Source organism: Shewanella glacialipiscicola (assembly GCF_023283485.1).
GTDB classification, from domain to species: domain Bacteria; phylum Pseudomonadota; class Gammaproteobacteria; order Enterobacterales; family Shewanellaceae; genus Shewanella; species Shewanella glacialipiscicola.
Genome location: NZ_JAKILU010000006.1, coordinates 1 through 17,780, shown reverse-complemented (window position 1 = coordinate 17,780; position 17,780 = coordinate 1). Strand labels below are relative to the sequence as shown.

Genomic DNA, 17,780 nt, shown 5'->3' with positions numbered 1-17,780 from the left:
TTGGAGAGATAATGACGACTAAACCTATCCTCGTAGCACTTGATTACGATAATAAAAACCACGCTTTACAATTGATAGATAGACTCGATCCCAACATGTGCCGCCTTAAAATTGGCAAAGAAATGTTTACCTTATTTGGCCCACAATTGGTAAAAGATATCCATGACCGTGGTTTTGATTTATTCCTCGATTTGAAATTTCACGATATACCTAATACCGTTGCTAAAGCCGTGGCAGCGGCCGCAGAGCTGGGGGTGTGGATGACGAATGTACACGCTAGTGGCGGTTTAGCGATGATGGAAGCAGCCAAAAAGGCATTGCTGCCTTATGGTGACAAAGCGCCGCTGTTGATTGCTGTGACGGTATTAACGTCTATGAGTGATGCTGATCTTAAATTACTTGGTATCAACGTGCCTGCCTTTGAGCATGTACAGCGTTTAGCTAAACTCACACAGCAAGCAGGGCTTGATGGCGTGGTGTGTTCAGCACAAGAAGCGACGGTATTAAAAACACTGCTGGGTAAAGAATTTAACTTAGTCACGCCAGGTATTCGCCCTGTTGGCAGTGACGCTGGCGATCAACATCGGGTGATGACGCCGCCTCAAGCCATCGCAGCGGGCTCGGATTATTTGGTGATTGGCAGGCCGATTACCCAAGCAGCCGATCCCTTAGCTGCGTTGCAAGCGATTCATCAATCGTTGAAGTAACCGATTAGCACGGTTGAATAATATTGTTGATACATGATTCACGAACTGAAGGGTAAGGCGATTGACATTGTATTTTTGATAGCAATATAAAAATACCCACACAGGATTAATGCTTATTTTGTTGTTTACGGAGAACTTCTATGTTTAATGCTACGATGTTTAATTATCACGGTAAGAATGTTGTCGTTGTCGGTGGGACCAGTGGGATTAATCTTGCGATTGCCATCGCGTTCGCACAGGCTGGCGCCAATGTGGCCGTTGCGAGCCGCAAGCAAGATAAAATAGATGCCGCCGTATTGCAGCTGAAACAGGCCAATCCTGATGGCATTCATTTAGGTGTGAGTTTTGATGTACGTGATTTAACTGCACTGGAAGTAGGTTTTGATAAAATTGCCTCAGAGTTCGGCTTTATCGATATACTCGTCAGTGGCGCAGCGGGCAATTTCCCGGCTAGTGCGGCTAAACTCTCCGCTAATGGATTTAAGTCAGTAATGGATATTGATTTACTGGGAAGCTTTCAAGTCCTCAAACAAGCTTACCCTTTGTTACGTCGTCCCAATGGCAGTATTATTCAGATTTCAGCGCCGCAAGCTTCAATTGCGATGCCAATGCAAGTGCATGTTTGTGCTGCTAAAGCGGGCGTTGATATGTTAACGCGTACACTTGCATTAGAATGGGGTTGTGAAGGATTAAGGATAAACTCTATTGTTCCAGGACCAATTGCTGATACGGAAGGTTTTAATCGTCTGGCTCCTAGTGCAGTATTACAACAAAAAGTAGCCCAATCGGTCCCGTTAAAACGCAATGGTACAGGTCAAGATATCGCCAATGCCGCGCTATTCTTGGGCTCTGAGTTGGCATCTTACATTACGGGAGTGGTGTTACCAGTAGATGGCGGTTGGTCACTGGGCGGCGCCAGTATCGCAATGACAGAACTTGGCGAATTAGCCGCAAAAATGTAATTTAGTTTTAAGCGTCGATAATTAATTTCACATCGACCTCTTGTGTTTATAAATAGATTAAATAGGTAATGATCCATGGCTAATGCATTACAAGAGCAATTACTCAAAGCTGGGCTTGCCAGTAAACAAAAGGCGCGTGACCTTAAAACCCAACAACGCCGCGACAAAAAATCGCGCATAGACGATGGCTCAGGTGTTTTTAAGCAAGAAGTCGCAGATCAAAAACGTTTGCAGGCACAGAAAGATAAAGCGCTGAATGAGCAACGTTTTGCCGAAGCATCGGAGCGTGGACAAGTGCGCGGGTTAATCACTGAGTTCACCCAGTTTGCGATTAAAATCCCTACCTATGCTGAAGTTAAATTTAACTATACTCTTGATAATAAAATCTATTCTTTATATATAGATGAAAAATTACAGGCGGAATTGCTCAAAGGGCAGTTAGGTATAGTACGTTACGAAGACAAGAGTTACTTAGTTCCGCATAAGTTAGCCGAGCGAGTGAAGCTGTTAGTGCCGCAGTGGTGCGGTTATTTATGGCAACAGGATAGTGCTAAAGCCGTAGTGGTTGAAGATGATCCCTATGCTAATTATGCGATTCCAGATGATTTAATGTGGTAATAATTGTAAGCGTGAGCTAACGCTGCGACAATTTAATTGTAAAACTTATAAAATAGAGACCCTTAAGATGCTTAAGGGTTTTTTATGAGTTTAATTTGTACTTAGCTCACGCACTTTTATATCTAACCCAGCTTAAAAGATACCGCAGTTCGAAAATAGAGGTGGGTTAGGGATATATTATTCGCAGTTGTATTTGTAATGAGATTGTTTTCTACATTGAACTGGTATAAATTAAAACAACTGTTTTAATTCTACGTTAAGAGTCTACTAATGAACCCTTACCAAGCCCCGTTGACGGATATGCGTTTCCTGTTAGAACAGGTATTTGATGCTCCTACCACTTGGGCACAATTGCCTGATATTGCTGAAATAGTCGATATTGATACCGCAAATGCCATTCTTGAAGAAGCGGCAAAAATTAGCAGTGACTTAATCCATCCACTGAACCGGACCGGAGATGAGCAGGGCGTGTTACATCAAGATAATCAAGTGATTACTCCTGATGGTTATAAAGCCGTTTATGAACAGTATTCGCAGGGCGGCTGGATTGGTTTGTGTGGTGATGCTGAGTTTGGTGGCATGGGCATGCCCAAAATGCTGGGGATCTTAGTTGACGAAATGGCTTACAGTGCCTGTAATGCCTTTACGCTTTATGGCTCGTTAACTGCGGGTGCGGCTTTATGTATCAATGCACACGGCAGCGAAGAATTGAAACAAGCTTATTTGCCTAAGTTATATTCTGGCGAATGGGCGGGTGCTATGGATATGACAGAGCCGCAAGCAGGTTCTGATTTGCGTAGTATTCGCACGCGCGCACTGCCACAAGACGATGGTAGTTATGCCATTACTGGGAGTAAGATTTTTATCACGGGTGGCGATCATGATTTAACTGAAAATGTCATTCATTTAGTGTTAGCCAAATTGCCTGATAGCAAAGGGATTTCACTTTTCCTCGTGCCTAAAATATCGATTAATGCCGATGGCAGTTTAGCTAATCCAAACGGTGTATCTGTGGGTTCTATTGAGCACAAAATGGGTCTTAAAGGTTCTGCGACCTGTGTGATGAATTATGACAACGCCCAAGGTTACTTGATTGGTGAACCTAATCGCGGTCTAGTGTGTATGTTCACTATGATGAACTACGAGCGTTTAGCCATTGGTATTCAAGGGCTTGGCAGTGCTCAGGCGGCGTATCAAATGGCAGCCGATTACGCTAAAGAGCGTAATCAAGGCGTTGCCGCTGGCGGATCGCCGACAGGTAGTGAGTCCGATCCTATAATAGTGCATGGCGATGTGCGCCGTATGCTGTTGACCATACGCGCGATGACAGAGGCCGGTCGTGCTTTGTCGGTATTTACAGGACAACAGCTTGATTTAGCAAAATATGCTCAAGATGATGTTAAAGCCAAAGCGGCGCGTTATGTGGGGTTATTAACCCCAGTTGCTAAGGCATTTTTAACCGATCGCGGTTTAGATGCCACTATCATGGCTCAACAGGTCTTTGGTGGACATGGATATATTCGCGAAACAGGTATCGAACAATTAGTGCGCGATACTCGTATCGCACAGATTTATGAAGGCACTAATGGTATTCAAGCAATTGATTTCCTTGGTCGTAAAGTCACTGGCGATAATCTAGCGGCGTTAAACGAATTTGTGGCAGACTTAAAGGCACAAATGCGATCATTTACCCATGTTGATGCTGTAAAAGTGGCGGCAGTGAGCTCACGTTTAGATGCATTAGTCGTTGTTGCTGAGTCAGTTAATCAGCATAAAGTAGCTCAGCCTGCGCTAATTAATGCCTGCGCGGTCGATTTTTTAGATGCCTTTGGTTACACGCTTTATGGATTTTACTGGTTAGCTATGGTCGATAAAGTGACCGATCACGAAGATAAAGTCTTTGCCGAGCAGAAAAACTACTTAGCTAAATTCTATTTTGATAAGTTATTGCCTAAAGCGGATTATCATATCGCCCAAGTACGCGCGGGTGACACAACCACTATGGCGATGCCAGCAGAGTTGTTTTAACCAATATATTTTAGCTTTAGTAAATTAAAAGCACTGAATTTTCAGTGCTTTTTTATTGCAGTTGTAGCAGCAATTTGCGCTGAAATATAAGCTAGTATATTGGGGCGTTAACCGTTTCAGTGGTCGGTGAGGGCAGTTGTAATATTGAAATTAAGTGTTGAAGAAACTTAGCATTAAAAGATATTTTATGCTGTTTTTTGACATCAGGACTCATGCCATTTTCAAGTATCACAAATAGCGTGTCGCTATGCTGTGGCAATCGAATAAAACCCGCTAAATTAGATACGCCTTGCATTGAACCCGTTTTGGCAAAAATTTGCTGTTTAAGGGGAGGCTTATTGTAGCCTAAACGGTATTTTAAAGTACCGCTCACACCTGCTTGCGGCAAACTGGCCATTAATAGACTAAAGCGACTATCTTGATGCATTAACGTAAGGACGGCCGCAAGTTGCTTGGCATTAAGCAGGTTATAGCGTGATAATCCCGAGCCATCGACAATCTTGGCATTGGTTAAATCAATCCCTAAATCAGTTAAAATGCGGTTCATCGCCACCGCGCCATTGGTAAAGCTGCCCTGGGTATTAAAATAACTTTTACCCAGTTGCTTAAACAGACTGTCGGCGATTAAGTTGTCTGATTTAAGTAACATAGTATCAAGTAATGCTGGTAGCGGTGCTGAACTATGGCTGGCAATAAGCTTCGCCTTTTTAGGTAAACTTGTCCCAGGTTGAACCTTACCTGCTAGCGACATCTCCCCCTTGAGTTGAAAGGTCAGAGTATCTTGGGCAAACTTAAGTGGATCAGTCACAGCAATCGCTAATGGAATAGCCTCTGCACCTGGATAACAGCCACGTAGATGGTAACTATTTTGGCCTAGTCGCATCAAATCGAGCTGGCAAAATTCGCGACTCGCTTTTTGATCAAACACGGCATCACTACTGATTTTTATACCGAAGCTCCCCGTTCGCAGACTTACCAGCGAGGGGTTGTTGGCGGTGCTAGGGCTAAACTGACCATAGACACAATTCTGGTTAATAATGTAGCTCGATACTGGCGCAGCAAAGCAAATCCCTAAATCATCCCATACCCAGCCTGGAGCTTGTAATTGCTCCTGTTTATCGCCGATTAAATACAGATGCCCATCAATACGGTTAATGCCTTGTTTGACTAAACTGGCAAAAATGGCTTTGAGATCGGCCTGAGTGAGCGTTGGGTCGCCACTAAAACGCAGATAGGCACTGCCAGCGATATGGCCTTTACGTATAGGAGCATCGCTCCATAATTCAGTGACATATCTAAAATCAGCACCAAGCTGAGCCATAGCGCTTACCGCCGTGAGCAGCTTTTGAGTACTGGCAGGAATAAAAAGTGTTTCAGCCTGTTGGCTATATATGACTTGATGATTAGCCATATCCATTGCAAGCAGCGCAACTTGAGAATACCGAGGGCTTAATTCGCTGACGGCTTGGCTTAGTGATTGTGCTGGAGCACTTTGAGTTTGCTCAGCATAGGCGAGATTATGACTCGCAGTTAAGATGAATCCTGCATACAGTGTAGTTCTTAATAACATATCCATTTAACGAGCAACCCAATCAGTCTAAATCAACACAAAAAGGAACCGAGTAGTGATAGAGCCATGAACTGGGCTAATCCTCATTATTATCCTTTTCCATTAAGCGGTATAAACGTAAGGTAACAAATAATACCAGTCCAATAAACAGTGGCAGGATGAATAATCCCAGTTGGGCCTTAAAGTGAAAAATACCCCAAGCAAATAACAATGTTAGCGCTAGGGTGAGTAAGATTTTCTTATTCATTCTCAGTCTCTTTTATGGCAGTAATTTAATCAGTAAAAGTCGCTTTAGTTTACGTTAAAACACCTTGTTAAGGGTGAAAGGCAAGTGTTTTAAAGGAGTATTTTGTGATTTAACCACTAGGTTATCAGCATTTCAGTGGCATATTACATCATTAATAGGAAGTAAATACGGTGATAAAAAAGCATAAGAGCCCGCTCCGTAGACTGAAAAAGTCTCTTTTTGAGCGGACAGCCATAAAGGTGCTATTCGGGTATATTTTGCCTAAATGTGTTCAATTTGCTGGCATAAAATCGTCTAAGGTCAAATTACCAGCAAAACCGCGAGGTTTAAGGGGACTTTTGGGAGAAAAGTCTTGCCGAGACGGGGTGAAGTCGGTAATTTCTAATCCTTACGATTTTAGGTTCTTAGGTAACAACTAAACATGCCACATATTAGTATGCGCGGCCTACCACAAACGGTCGTTGCAGCGTTCAGCCAAACATTACTGCAGTCATTGGCGGATATATGTAAAGGTAATGTAGAGAGTTTCACATTAGATTGGATCCCAAGCATCAGTTTTCGAAATGGAAAAATTGATCAACGCTTCGTCCAAGTTGAATTACTCTGGTTTCCTAAAGATCCTGATATCCATCTAAAAGTCGAACAAACGATCAGGCTGGCAGTTATAGATGCCTATCCAGAATTAACTCATATTGCGGTGATGTTTTTATCACTTAACCCTAGTACTTCCTATCGGGGTGGTCAGCATGTTTAAAGGAGGATGCCTTGCTAGATAAGCTTGGTGGAATAGCCGTTCAACCCGAGGCTTTAACGTGGTTGCTCACGCCATGCCGCTTCAAGGCAGAATTACTTGCTCGCATTGCAAGCGCAAAGCAGAGTATTTATATTGCGGCGCTGTATTTAGAAGATGACGAAGCTGGCCGTGAGATATTACAAGGGCTGATGGCTGCCAAAGCGGCCAATCCTGCACTCGATATAAAAGTATTAGTCGATTTTCATCGTGCTAGGCGTGGTCTTATTGGTCATAAAGGCGATAGCGGTAACTATTTGATGTACCGTAGGGTGATGGCTGAAGCTGAACATCCTATTGAGATTTTAGGCGTGCCGGTTAAGTCGCGCGAATTTATGGGCGTACTGCATCTTAAGGGTTTTATTATCGATGATGCGGTGATCTATAGCGGTGCCAGTCTTAACAATATTTATTTACAGCAACATGATAAATATCGATTCGATCGTTATCATTTGATTGAGTCGGCGGAATTAGCCCGCAGTATGCGTGCTATGATCCAGACGAATATTATTGCTGATCCTGCGGTGTGTTCGCTCACGCAAGAAGCGGCAGAAGAAGTACTCCCCCCTAAAGCAGATATGCGTAGCTTTAAGTTGAGATTATCTGACGTTGAGTACCAATTTAAAGAAACCCATGAAGGTAATCGAATTACCCCGTTACTGGGTTTAGGGCGGAAGAAAAATCTGCTCAATAAAGTGGTGGTGGCTTTAGTGGAGGAATCCAAGGAGTCGTTGTTTATCTGCACTCCTTACTTTAACCCTCCTTATATTTTAGTACGTGCTTTATCTAAGCACTTACGTAAAGGCAAACGTATCGATATCGTAGTGGGTGATAAAACGGCTAACGATTTTTATATCCCGCCTGAGCAGGATTTCTCTACAATAGGTGCGCTGCCTTATATGTATGAGCAATCTCTGCGTAAATTTGCTAAACGGCAACAATGGGCAATTGATAATGGTCAGTTAAATATTCATCTGTGGAAGCATGGCATTAACAGTTATCACCTCAAGGGTATCAGTGCTGACGGTAATAAGCATTTGATCACGGGTTCTAATTTGAACCCAAGAGCTTGGGCGCTAGATTTAGAGAATGGTTTATTGATCCAAGATGAAACCGGCTGCTGGAAAAGCCAGTTTGAAGCAGAGCAAGCCCATATTTTGGAACACACGCAGCGGTTATATCACTACAGCCAAGTGGATACGTTACAGAGCTATCCTGCGCCAGTGAAAAAGATCATGACTCGAATTCGTCGCCTTAAAGCCGACTTTTTACTGCGGCGTATTTTATAGTTTTTTAAGCGGAACACAGTTATTGATGAACCCAAAAGCCACAGAAATGTGGCTTTTTATTTTCGATGAATTGCACCTTTTATCAGCAAGAGATAAACTGAAACGCTGCGATAGAAGATAGCTTAGGCTATAAATCTAGGCCCTTAATTATCGCGATCCCGATTAAGTTTTAACAGAGAATTGGTTTTTATGGCTTTAGCCCCCCATGCTGTACATCGTTTATATCAATATCGAAAATCAATCTCGACTAAGCCCTTTGGTGCCCGTGGTAAAAGCCTAATCCGTTGTCCATTATGCCTATTAGGCGAGCAATTTTGTACCTGTGCGCTACGGCGTCAGTTACAGACTCAAGCCAGTTTCTTGCTAATTATGTATAACGACGAAGTATTAAAACCGACCAATAGCGGCCGCTTAATTGCCGATTTAATCCCTGATACCCATGCTTTTCTTTGGTCAAGACTCGCCCCAGAGCCAGAGTTATTGGCGCTATTAGCATCACCACAATATCAACCATTTTTAGTCTTTCCAGCCCAGTATGCAGAACCAGGACAAACGGTTTTGAGCCAAGTCCCGCCGCCGATGCTAACACAAGGTAAGCGGCCATTACTTATCATGCTCGATGGCAGTTGGCGAGAAGCGATTAAGATGTTTCGTAAGAGTCCTTACTTACACGCGTTGCCGCTGTTGTCCTTCGATCCTGACACGCTGGCAACTTATGCATTGCGTAAAGGTAGCCATGATTTTCAACTTGGCACCGCTGAGGTCGCTTCATTAGCATTAGGCGCAATGGGGGAGGCCGCTAATGGTAAGGCCTTAAGTACATGGTTTGATTTATTTGTTGAGTCATCTTTATTAGGGCGTAATCGTCGTTGTCGTGAAGATTTACTGCCCATTACAAACTTCACTGATGCGTTTGAGCAAGCCTTTGAACAGGCAAATAGCAGCCATAATTAACCATTATGTGATGTTAATACGCTCGTTACTGCGGCGATAAATCGCCATAAAAATAAAAAGCTGCTCACTGTGAGCAGCTTTTTATATATAATTTTTAGCTTTAATTAAGTGCCTAAAATTAAGTACTTATGATTGAAATTGATTAACAAGATTATTGTTTATACGGCGACTTCTTTACCATCTAACTTACGGATCACCACAGTGGCAGCGCGTGGGCGTAATTTTGTCCCCGTGGGTGTTGGCTCTGCGGCATTAGATGAGTAAGGCCAGTTACCTGGGTGTTGAATATTGGCAAATATGGAGGTGTAATCAGGGCTAATCGCAAAACCTGTGACTTCACAATCATTGGGGCCAACGAAAAAGCGTTTTAATTCCATTTGGTTATCTGCTGTTACACCAAGCTGCTTTTCTTGGCTATCCGTAAGTGTTGATGGCACGATAGCGAGCATCTGATCGTTAGTATCTTCAGCGACTTCCTTTGCTCCATTATCAGTTTGAACCCACAAAATACCGCGTTGATCGAAAGCTAAACCATCTGGACTGGCAAATTGATTAAGATCTGTTAAACCCGACAAGTTAGTGTCGGCATTCGCATCACTAGGAGCGCCGAATACAAAGATATCCCATGTAAATTCAGTGTCTTTCTCACCTTCATCCCAACGAATAATATGGCCAAAATTATTGTTTAATCTTGGGTTTGCAGGATTCGCCTCGGTACGTTTTGAGTTATTCGTCAAGGTTAAATAAACAGAACCAGTAAACGGGTCAACCGCGCACCACTCAGGGCGGTCCATTGGTGTTGCACCGACTAAATCTGCAGCACCAGCAGTATTTAAAATCATGTCGGCTAAGCTTGCGAAAGTATTGCTTAAGGTTTTGCCGTCTGTAGTTTGGCTATCTAATGTTAACGGTAACCAAGTACCACCGCCATTTTCATTGAATTTGGCGACATATAAAATCCCTTCATCCATATACTTATCACCAGTTTGTAGGCGATTAGTGCTATTGGCATCTTGTTCATCCCAAACCGCCGCCGAGACAAATTTATATAAGTATTCAAATTGTGAATCGTGGCCAGAATAAAAGATAACCGGCTTGCCTACGGTTAATTTACCAAAGGTACAACCTTCATGGCGGAACCGACCAAGTGCCGTTCGTTTGACCGCGCGCGATGTCGCATTATAAGGATCGATTTCAACGATATAACCATGACCGTTCGCTTCATTACGGTAGTCGTATTGGGCACTTAAGCCCTTTGGCGTTACATCGAAACGGGCAAATTCATCCAAACGTTCTTCATCGTGGCCAGCAAGATCATCCCAGCCATAACGAGTACTGGTTTTGCTGATCCCAATACGGCTTTGATCGGCCGTTAAGCTGCTACGATTAGCAAAATAACCAGGCCAATTTTCTTCGCAGGTAAGATAAGTGCCCCAAGGCGTATAACCATTGCCACAGTTATTTAAGGTGCCACGTGTTTGACTACCATCGGGAGAATAGCGGGTTTCGAGTAGGGAAGAGTAGGCCAGTGGACCACTAACATCCATCACAGTCGCGCCGGTGAAGCGGCGGTTATGGTTATCATTGTTGACCACTTCCCACTGATTATTCATCAGCTTAATTCGTACAACTGATACACCGTGAGCGTTAATTTCTTTGCGTACCTCATCGACAATGGTACGTAAGCCAGAAGCGGGATCGAATGTTTGCCCGTTAGGGTGTAATGCATCTTCATCAATATATTCGTGATTAATGCAAAGCAAACCATCATCACCCGCTTCATTTAAAGGGAAAAAATGCATACCATCATGGTGCATTCCAACTGAGTTGGCTTGATCATCGGCAGTGTTACTACCATCACTTTTCCATGGCGCCGCTTTGGCGTTTAATGGCGTCCCCCAAGGGGCTAAAACTTGCGCCATGTAGCCTTCTGGAACAACAACCGCATCTAAGCGAGAACCCGCAACTGAGGTGAAATTCAGTTTAGCGCTACTTTTAGTTGGCAGTAATGGCGTGACAGGAGTGATAGGTTTTGGACTTGATGCGCTATCGGAGCCACAAGCGGTTAAGCCAACACTCGCAAAAGCGGTCATAGCACTGAGGCCTAAACCACTTTTGACAAAATTCCGACGAGATAAGTGTTTATCCAACACTTGATTAAATGGGATATTATTACTCTTATTATACAGTGTGGGGTCAAAGGTAGCCTTGCTCATATTTACTCCGCTTAAGACAATAAAATAACTTTCGTGCTTAAGGTTAAAGTATCAATATGACAAAAATAATGAATTTACATTTCAAAAATGTTACGTGTTGAATGCCATTAAGTTCCGACTATACATGATGGAATGTAGTAAATGATGAGCGTCATTGAAGTTGACATTGCTAGGTAAGGAAGAATGAATATATAATATATACATCTATATTAACTTAATCTTTTATGATTTAACCCACTACTTTTTTATCATAAAAATATTATTCAAATATAAATATAATCTTAATGACGTATAAGTGATTATTTCTTTTTAAGCAGTAAATTATATGCTTGAAAAATAGAAGATAGAAAAAACTAATAACTTGATGGCTGATTTTTATCTTATAAGTATTAACATCTAGTCCCTAGGTTTTAAATAATGACGTAATGAACGAGGATCTGTGTGTCCGGTTCTTGCCATGATATACAAATGATCTCTATTATTTTCATGAAGTTGCGTAACACAACCACTACGTAAACTATGAGCACCATAAAACCTTGCGGGTAATCCTGCTTTAGTACAATATTTTTTGATAATACGATAAATATCATCACCGGTGAGGAAACCACTATTTTTATTTAAGGTTGAGTTTGCATCTAAATTACGCTCGACAATCTGATATGGGCGTAAATCTTTACCATCACGGGATATCGAACGAAATAAATGTCCATCTTTAATATTAGTTAACGCTAACCAATATTTAACAGCATCAAATGCGGCAAAGGGTTCATGATCTGGAAGATCTTTCCATTCTTTTTGACCTTGCTGATTACTCTTAGAATAAGGGAGGCGTACTTTCAATTTGTTTCGCAAAAAACTGACATACTGTACTTTTATATCTGCAAGTTCAGAACGACGAAATCCGCCCTGTAATCCTAATTGAATAATGGCTTTATCTCGCGCTCGTATTAAAGGATGCACTTGTTCATCGATTGCCTGGATTAACATTTCCACTTCATCATACATAATGGGTTGTTGATCATAATCACTGACATGACGAGATTGGTTTCTGCTTAAGCCGCGCATCACTCGGATCACCAAAGGGTGCTCGGTTGGAGAATGGAATCCGGCTTGAATATGATAATAACGAATCGCTGCCAATCTTGTCGTAAGAGTCTGCTTTGACAGTTGTACGCCCGTGTTTTCTTGAATTAATTCTTTTTGATGACCGATAAATGAAATCACACTACGGGGATCGGCTGGGAGGGGCTGAAGTTTATGTTCAGCACAATAACGGCTAAACAAACTAAAGCTCGTGTTATAGACACGGCGAGTGTTAGTTGAAATTTCATATTCCGTTTCTTCGGCGGCGCTTAAATAGTCATTACGTACAGATTGTGGAAGATATGATTCCTCAAAAAAATGCGGGTTTTCGGTGTGATTATTCTCTGATCCGGTTAGTTTTTCATTTGATATATTGTGGTTATTTTGACCAGATGAATTTACACGGATCATTTTAGACATACTGCTCGTATTACCTTATATCGAATAATAAGGCGTAATTATACGCAAATCATAGTAATATCTACCAGTGATAATCGTCATTATCACTGGTAGATATGCTATTTGATTAAAAAGTATTCTTTTATTGAGAGTAATGTTTTAAATAATGCTTAGTTTGTTATTTATGCTTAAAAATAACACACAGTTTAAGCGCTGTAATAATGGTCGATAATAAGGCGAAAATATAATAGAAGAGAACAGGTGTATTAAAATCATGCACAACATGGGTTCGTGCTTTAGTCAAGTTAGCTGAATACTCCTTATTTTTAAAGAATGGTTTAACCATTCTATGTGACGTCTATATGATTAACATTAAACGAGAGAGTAGGTTTGAATGCTTTTTAACCGATGAGTTACAGTGAGTTACCTGATTATTGTTTTGTTCATTCCGCATAAAAATACCTAAAACAGCATTTTGGCGTTTACAACCCTATAAAATGGTTGAACCATATATTAATGATCGGCGATTTGTACTAGTATTGGGTGTCATTTAATTAATAGCATATTAGATATAAAAAGTATTTATGGCAGCACAAGCTTGGAAGTATCATGAGAGTAAGCCAACAGCAGGTAGAAAATTATTGTTGCTTGAGGAGAGTGAGTTAATCTTTGCCTTACCTTTAATTTATCGACTTATAAACCCTGATGCTGCAGCCTCGAAAGCAACGTGGTTTTATAATCTAAACTCTTACCCTGAGTTGGTCACTCTGTTAAATGAAGTGGTTCGTTTACGCAAAAAAGGGCAGCTACTCGATAACGAACTCACCAAAGCAAATAATATGCTTAATCAATATTTCTCTGATTTTGGTTGGCGTATGGTTCGTAAAGAACTATCTCAAATAAAAAAACGCCAAAAAAAATCTCATATTGAGGTTAGTAGGGATATTATTCAAAGGTTGAAGCACTATATGGAAACACAAAAATTAGACAGCTTTGATCAGGCGATAGATACCTTGTTATCAGAGCATGATGAAATATCAGCATTAGATATTTCTCAAGCCGGCTACATAATGGACTAAGTAATAAAAAACTATTATTAGCGACACTAATTTACGGTTTTTTATATTTATGTGTATCGGCATTGAAAATAATGGTTAAGCTTAACGCGATATGTTAAGTTTTTACGGTATCACATTGAGGGCTAAAGATGAGTGTAAGTATTGTTAGCGAGCGACAAATTGCAGTATTGTGCCGCATTGAACCTGGCTGTCTTGGCCCCAATGGCTTAGATCATATTGAAGCTTTTTGTGCTTTGGCCCAAAAGGCGATGCAAAACTTTGACGTCAATGTCGGCACTTGGGTACTGACCCCAAGGTATAATAAAAGCCTTGAAGAGATGCAGTACAGTGTTGCTAATAAATTACTTTCACATGAACAAGCAACCAGATATTTCCAATTAATTGGGCGCGATATTGAGAGTTTTGAAGAAAGATTTCAAGATAAACTGACAGCTTTAATTAGTCTCTATTTAGCGAGGAAATCATAAATTATCAATAATTTATAACAGCACTGGTTATAGCAATAAGCTCACCATTATTTATAAAAATGATAGGTTTCTAATATCTTCATTAAGCAAACTTATTTAGTTATTAGCATTTTATTATTGACTAAAAGGTCACGTTAATTCTTCTTTTATCAATCAGTTAATGACTCTCAATTCATGATGTCCTCCTACTTTTTTATCAGCTCACTTGCGGTTTTAAATGCGCTTGTGAGTAATTAACTCCATAAAGTATCTTAAAATTTGCTAAACTAGGCGATTAATTAAATGCTAAATCTTTTTCTTGCACTAGGTCTTAACATTTAGGCGGGTAAGAATGAGTGTAAAGGACGCTTGATGCTTAATCCTATTCTAGAGACCAACCCGTATGAAAGTTTATTGCAACAAGGTTTTGGTTTCTCTGAATTTCGTCCTGGGCAAGTGCAAACCATAGCGCAACTATTGAGTGGACAGTCGAGCTTAGCTATCTTCCCAACGGGCTCGGGTAAATCCCTTTGTTATCAATTTACGGCATTGCAGTTACCTCATTTGACACTAGTGATTTCACCACTATTGGCCTTGATGAAAGATCAGCTGGAATTTTTGCAATCTAAAGGTATTAATGCTGCCAGCATCGACTCCACATTGAGTGCCGAACAGAGTCAAAAAGTGATGGTAGATGCACGTTCTGGTACACTTAAGATTTTAATGGTGTCGGTAGAACGTTTTAAAAATGAGCGTTTTAGGCAATTTATTCAATCAGTTACTTTATCTATGTTAGTGGTTGATGAGGCACATTGTATTTCAGAATGGGGACACAACTTTCGTCCTGATTATCTTAAATTGCCTGATTATCGCCGTGAGTTACAAATCCCATTAGTATTGTTATTAACCGCTACGGCGACGCGCAAAGTTAAGCTGGATATGGCAAAACGGTTTGATATCGCGCCTGAGCACATAGTGCAAACGGGTTTTTATCGACCTAACTTAGATTTGACAGTACTGCCTATCTCCACACAAGAAAAAGATGCTTTGCTGGTTAAGCAAATCGCCTCATTTTCTGGCGCCGGTATTGTGTATGTGACGTTACAGCAAACTGCTGAAACGGTAGCGCGCTTATTAAGCCAACATGGGATTATTGCCAGCGCATACCACGCTGGATTTGAAGATGAAAAGCGTCAACAAATCCAAAATGACTTTATGCAAGATAAGTTACAAGTCGTTGTGGCCACTATCGCCTTTGGCATGGGGATAGATAAGAGTAATATTCGTTTTGTGATCCATTATGATTTACCTAAATCGATAGAGAATTACAGCCAAGAAATAGGTCGAGCAGGGCGCGATGGTCAGTTATCTCACTGCGTAACTTTAGCCAATCTTGATGGATTAAATACCGTTGAAAATTTTGTCTATGGAGATACTCCAGAGCGGGATGGTATCGCACAAGTAGTTGACACGATTAAACTTGAACAGCATTTAGGTCAATGGGAATGCCAGTTAAATGGCCTCTCCACTGCGAGTAATATTCGCCAGTTGCCCTTGAAAACTTTGCTCGTTCAGTTAGAAATATTAGGCGTAGTAAAGCCGTTGTTTGCTTACTACGCTGATGTAAACTATAAATTTCTAGCAGATAAGCAAGCCATCTTGGAGCGATTTAATCCAGAGCGGCAGGCATTTTTGTCGCAGATTTTTAATCATACACAAATGAAAAAAATATGGGGCGCATTGGATTTTGATGCTCTATACAGTGCCACTGGCCATGAGCGTAGCCGCGTGTTAGCAGCACTGGAATATTTAGCAGAACAGCAGTTAATTGAGTTAGAAACTAAGCGTATAACAGATGTGTATCAGGTAGATGCGAACGCATTGGCGCAAGCGGATTTGGTTGATGTGCTTTATCATTATTTTAACGATAAAGAACAGAAAGAAATTGCACGAATAGCACAATTAGTGCGCTTTTTTGAACTTGAAACATGTTTAAGCCATAATTTATCGCGTTATTTTGATGATAATCAGGCACCCACCTTGTGTGGTCATTGTAGTGTTTGTCGTGGAAATATTGCTCAGTTACGCTATTCAACAGAGCCCGTTTGGCCCACTGAACAGCAAATACTCGCTGATTTGATTGCGTTAAAAACGCATTTAATCGCCAAGGGTATTAATGCTATATCCCTTGATACCTACTGTCGTTATCTTGCTGGTATGGCGGTTCCCTTGGTCAGTCGCTTTCAAGTGCGCAAGTTAAGTGGCTTCGGTCGCTGTGAAAAATTGAGATATGCTGAAATTAAACAGAAAGTTGCGTCGCAGTTGTCGCAACTAGATGAGAAAAGAGTTGATCATGAATAAGGCCGTAAAAAAGATGTTAGCTACCCATGAGCATTTGGTTCACTCTGAAGGTGTGACTGTGGTTTCTCACATGCAAAGAGAAAAAGCTGACTGGATACAACATACCGTGATGATTGAAGATTGTGATGTGCCGTTTAAATTTCGCCGCGTCAAAAAGTATAAAAATTTGCAAGGGCAAAAAATCAACGTTATTTATTATCCAGAAACAGAGACTGTTGCTGGCTTTGAAATAGAGATTATGCAAGTTGTTAGAATTAAAAGATTTTGATTAATGTGCTTCGAGCCTTTGCTCGTGATGATTAGCAAAGACTCGAAGCGCATTGGAACTATTTTTACTTAGAATATTGATATGTTGAGTCTACTTTCCAGGTTCTAACGCGTATTTCTGTTCCCTCAGGAAGATAAAAAACTTTAGGTAAGCGGTTGTCATAGCGCAGTATAAGTTCGTCTGGGATTTGGATAAAAGCACTTTGTTTTGCTGTATCAGAACAAGCCATCATAGTGCTTGGACCTGCCGATATTTCATCTACTTGATAATAGTTATAGCCCCAGCCTTCGACTGTGCGCTCTTTTAACTCGCCATTTAATCGATGTTTATTACAATCAACCATTTTCGTCTGACCAATTTGAATTTCGATCATATAGTCATCTTCATTTTCTAGCTTAGGCAATGTCAAAATGTGTTGCACTATCCCTGCCGAAGGCGCGGGAAACATCTTAGTCACTTCCTGTGGGCTGTAATCTGTTTGGCCAAAACGTTGAATGCTGATCATGGGGGTATCGAGTCCTATTAACTGGGGTGAGCTCATTGCCATGGCGTTAAATGAGCTAATGGAAAGTGCTAATGACAGGGCTGCAGCACTTAATAACGTATTCAATTTCATCATGTTTCTCCTAATCTAACTCGCTTTTATCGGCAACGTTGCCGATGTGTTGTCCCTATGAAGTGGTCAACTAAATTTGGCCACGGCTTTAGAATCTTCCCAAAATCTTCGCTCTGATTCATTTGGGCTTAATCCTGCATTGTAATG

Annotated in this window: 16 protein-coding genes; 11 read left to right on the top strand and 5 right to left on the bottom strand. The window is 41.2% G+C overall.

Annotated elements, in window-relative coordinates; all coding sequences use genetic code 11:
* The first annotated feature begins 11 nt into the window (after positions 1-11).
* From pyrF to L2717_RS06835, 4 genes are all read left to right on the top strand, one after another.
* Positions 12-707, top strand: a complete 696-nt coding sequence (gene pyrF, locus L2717_RS06850) for an orotidine-5'-phosphate decarboxylase (RefSeq protein ID WP_220773432.1) — start codon at positions 12-14, stop codon at positions 705-707.
* A gap of 140 nt (positions 708-847) precedes the next feature.
* The gene (locus L2717_RS06845; RefSeq protein ID WP_220773433.1) at positions 848-1,669 is read left to right on the top strand and encodes an SDR family oxidoreductase; all 822 of its coding nucleotides are present in this window, start codon (positions 848-850) and stop codon (positions 1,667-1,669) included.
* Positions 1,670-1,744: 75 nt separating this feature from the next.
* Positions 1,745-2,287: a DUF2058 domain-containing protein gene (locus L2717_RS06840; RefSeq protein ID WP_248938012.1), complete on the top strand. Its 543-nt coding sequence runs from the start codon at positions 1,745-1,747 to the stop codon at positions 2,285-2,287.
* Positions 2,288-2,557: 270 nt separating this feature from the next.
* Positions 2,558-4,315 (top strand): acyl-CoA dehydrogenase family protein, encoded by a 1,758-nt coding sequence (locus L2717_RS06835; protein WP_248938011.1) that lies wholly within the window; start codon positions 2,558-2,560, stop codon positions 4,313-4,315.
* Positions 4,316-4,406: 91 nt separating this feature from the next.
* On the opposite strand, the gene dacB is transcribed toward L2717_RS06835, so the two are convergent.
* Complete coding sequence (gene dacB, locus L2717_RS06830) at positions 4,407-5,891, bottom strand: D-alanyl-D-alanine carboxypeptidase/D-alanyl-D-alanine endopeptidase (RefSeq protein ID WP_248938010.1); 1,485 nt, start codon at positions 5,889-5,891, stop codon at positions 4,407-4,409.
* 70 nt (positions 5,892-5,961) lie between these two features.
* Positions 5,962-6,132 (bottom strand): hypothetical protein, encoded by a 171-nt coding sequence (locus L2717_RS06825; protein ID WP_107882899.1) that lies wholly within the window; start codon positions 6,130-6,132, stop codon positions 5,962-5,964.
* Positions 6,133-6,553: 421 nt separating this feature from the next.
* Here L2717_RS06825 and L2717_RS06820 point away from each other — a divergent pair, with 421 nt between their 5' ends.
* The 3 genes from L2717_RS06820 (at position 6,554) to L2717_RS06810 (ending at position 9,165) form a co-directional block, all read left to right on the top strand.
* Positions 6,554-6,886: a DUF1904 domain-containing protein gene (locus L2717_RS06820; protein ID WP_220774746.1), complete on the top strand. Its 333-nt coding sequence runs from the start codon at positions 6,554-6,556 to the stop codon at positions 6,884-6,886.
* 11 nt (positions 6,887-6,897) lie between these two features.
* Complete coding sequence (gene pssA / locus L2717_RS06815) at positions 6,898-8,211, top strand: CDP-diacylglycerol--serine O-phosphatidyltransferase (protein ID WP_220774747.1); 1,314 nt, start codon at positions 6,898-6,900, stop codon at positions 8,209-8,211.
* A 189-nt stretch (positions 8,212-8,400) separates the two neighbouring features.
* Complete coding sequence (locus tag L2717_RS06810; protein WP_220774748.1) at positions 8,401-9,165, top strand: tRNA-uridine aminocarboxypropyltransferase; 765 nt, start codon at positions 8,401-8,403, stop codon at positions 9,163-9,165.
* A gap of 158 nt (positions 9,166-9,323) precedes the next feature.
* On the opposite strand, the gene L2717_RS06805 is transcribed toward L2717_RS06810, so the two are convergent.
* Positions 9,324-11,381 (bottom strand): PhoX family protein, encoded by a 2,058-nt coding sequence (locus L2717_RS06805; RefSeq protein WP_220774749.1) that lies wholly within the window; start codon positions 11,379-11,381, stop codon positions 9,324-9,326.
* Between the two features lie 396 nt (positions 11,382-11,777).
* Complete coding sequence (locus L2717_RS06800; protein ID WP_220775161.1) at positions 11,778-12,884, bottom strand: tyrosine-type recombinase/integrase; 1,107 nt, start codon at positions 12,882-12,884, stop codon at positions 11,778-11,780.
* 563 nt (positions 12,885-13,447) lie between these two features.
* On the opposite strand from L2717_RS06800, the gene L2717_RS06795 reads away from it, so the two are divergent.
* The 4 genes from L2717_RS06795 to L2717_RS06780 all read left to right on the top strand — a co-directional run bounded on the left by L2717_RS06795 (position 13,448) and on the right by L2717_RS06780 (position 17,017).
* Complete coding sequence (locus tag L2717_RS06795) at positions 13,448-13,942, top strand: hypothetical protein (RefSeq protein WP_248938009.1); 495 nt, start codon at positions 13,448-13,450, stop codon at positions 13,940-13,942.
* Between the two features lie 128 nt (positions 13,943-14,070).
* Positions 14,071-14,409: a hypothetical protein gene (locus tag L2717_RS06790; RefSeq protein WP_248938008.1), complete on the top strand. Its 339-nt coding sequence runs from the start codon at positions 14,071-14,073 to the stop codon at positions 14,407-14,409.
* Positions 14,410-14,760: 351 nt separating this feature from the next.
* Entirely contained in the window at positions 14,761-16,749 is a 1,989-nt protein-coding gene (locus L2717_RS06785) for a RecQ family ATP-dependent DNA helicase (protein WP_248938007.1), read from the top strand.
* Positions 16,742-17,017 (top strand): hypothetical protein, encoded by a 276-nt coding sequence (locus L2717_RS06780; RefSeq protein WP_248938006.1) that lies wholly within the window; start codon positions 16,742-16,744, stop codon positions 17,015-17,017. The genes L2717_RS06785 and L2717_RS06780 overlap by 8 nt, the downstream gene beginning before the upstream one ends.
* 64 nt (positions 17,018-17,081) lie before the next feature.
* Here L2717_RS06780 and eco read toward each other — a convergent pair whose 3' ends face one another.
* Complete coding sequence (gene eco, locus L2717_RS06775; protein ID WP_248938020.1) at positions 17,082-17,633, bottom strand: serine protease inhibitor ecotin; 552 nt, start codon at positions 17,631-17,633, stop codon at positions 17,082-17,084.
* Between the last annotated feature and the right edge of the window lie 147 nt (positions 17,634-17,780).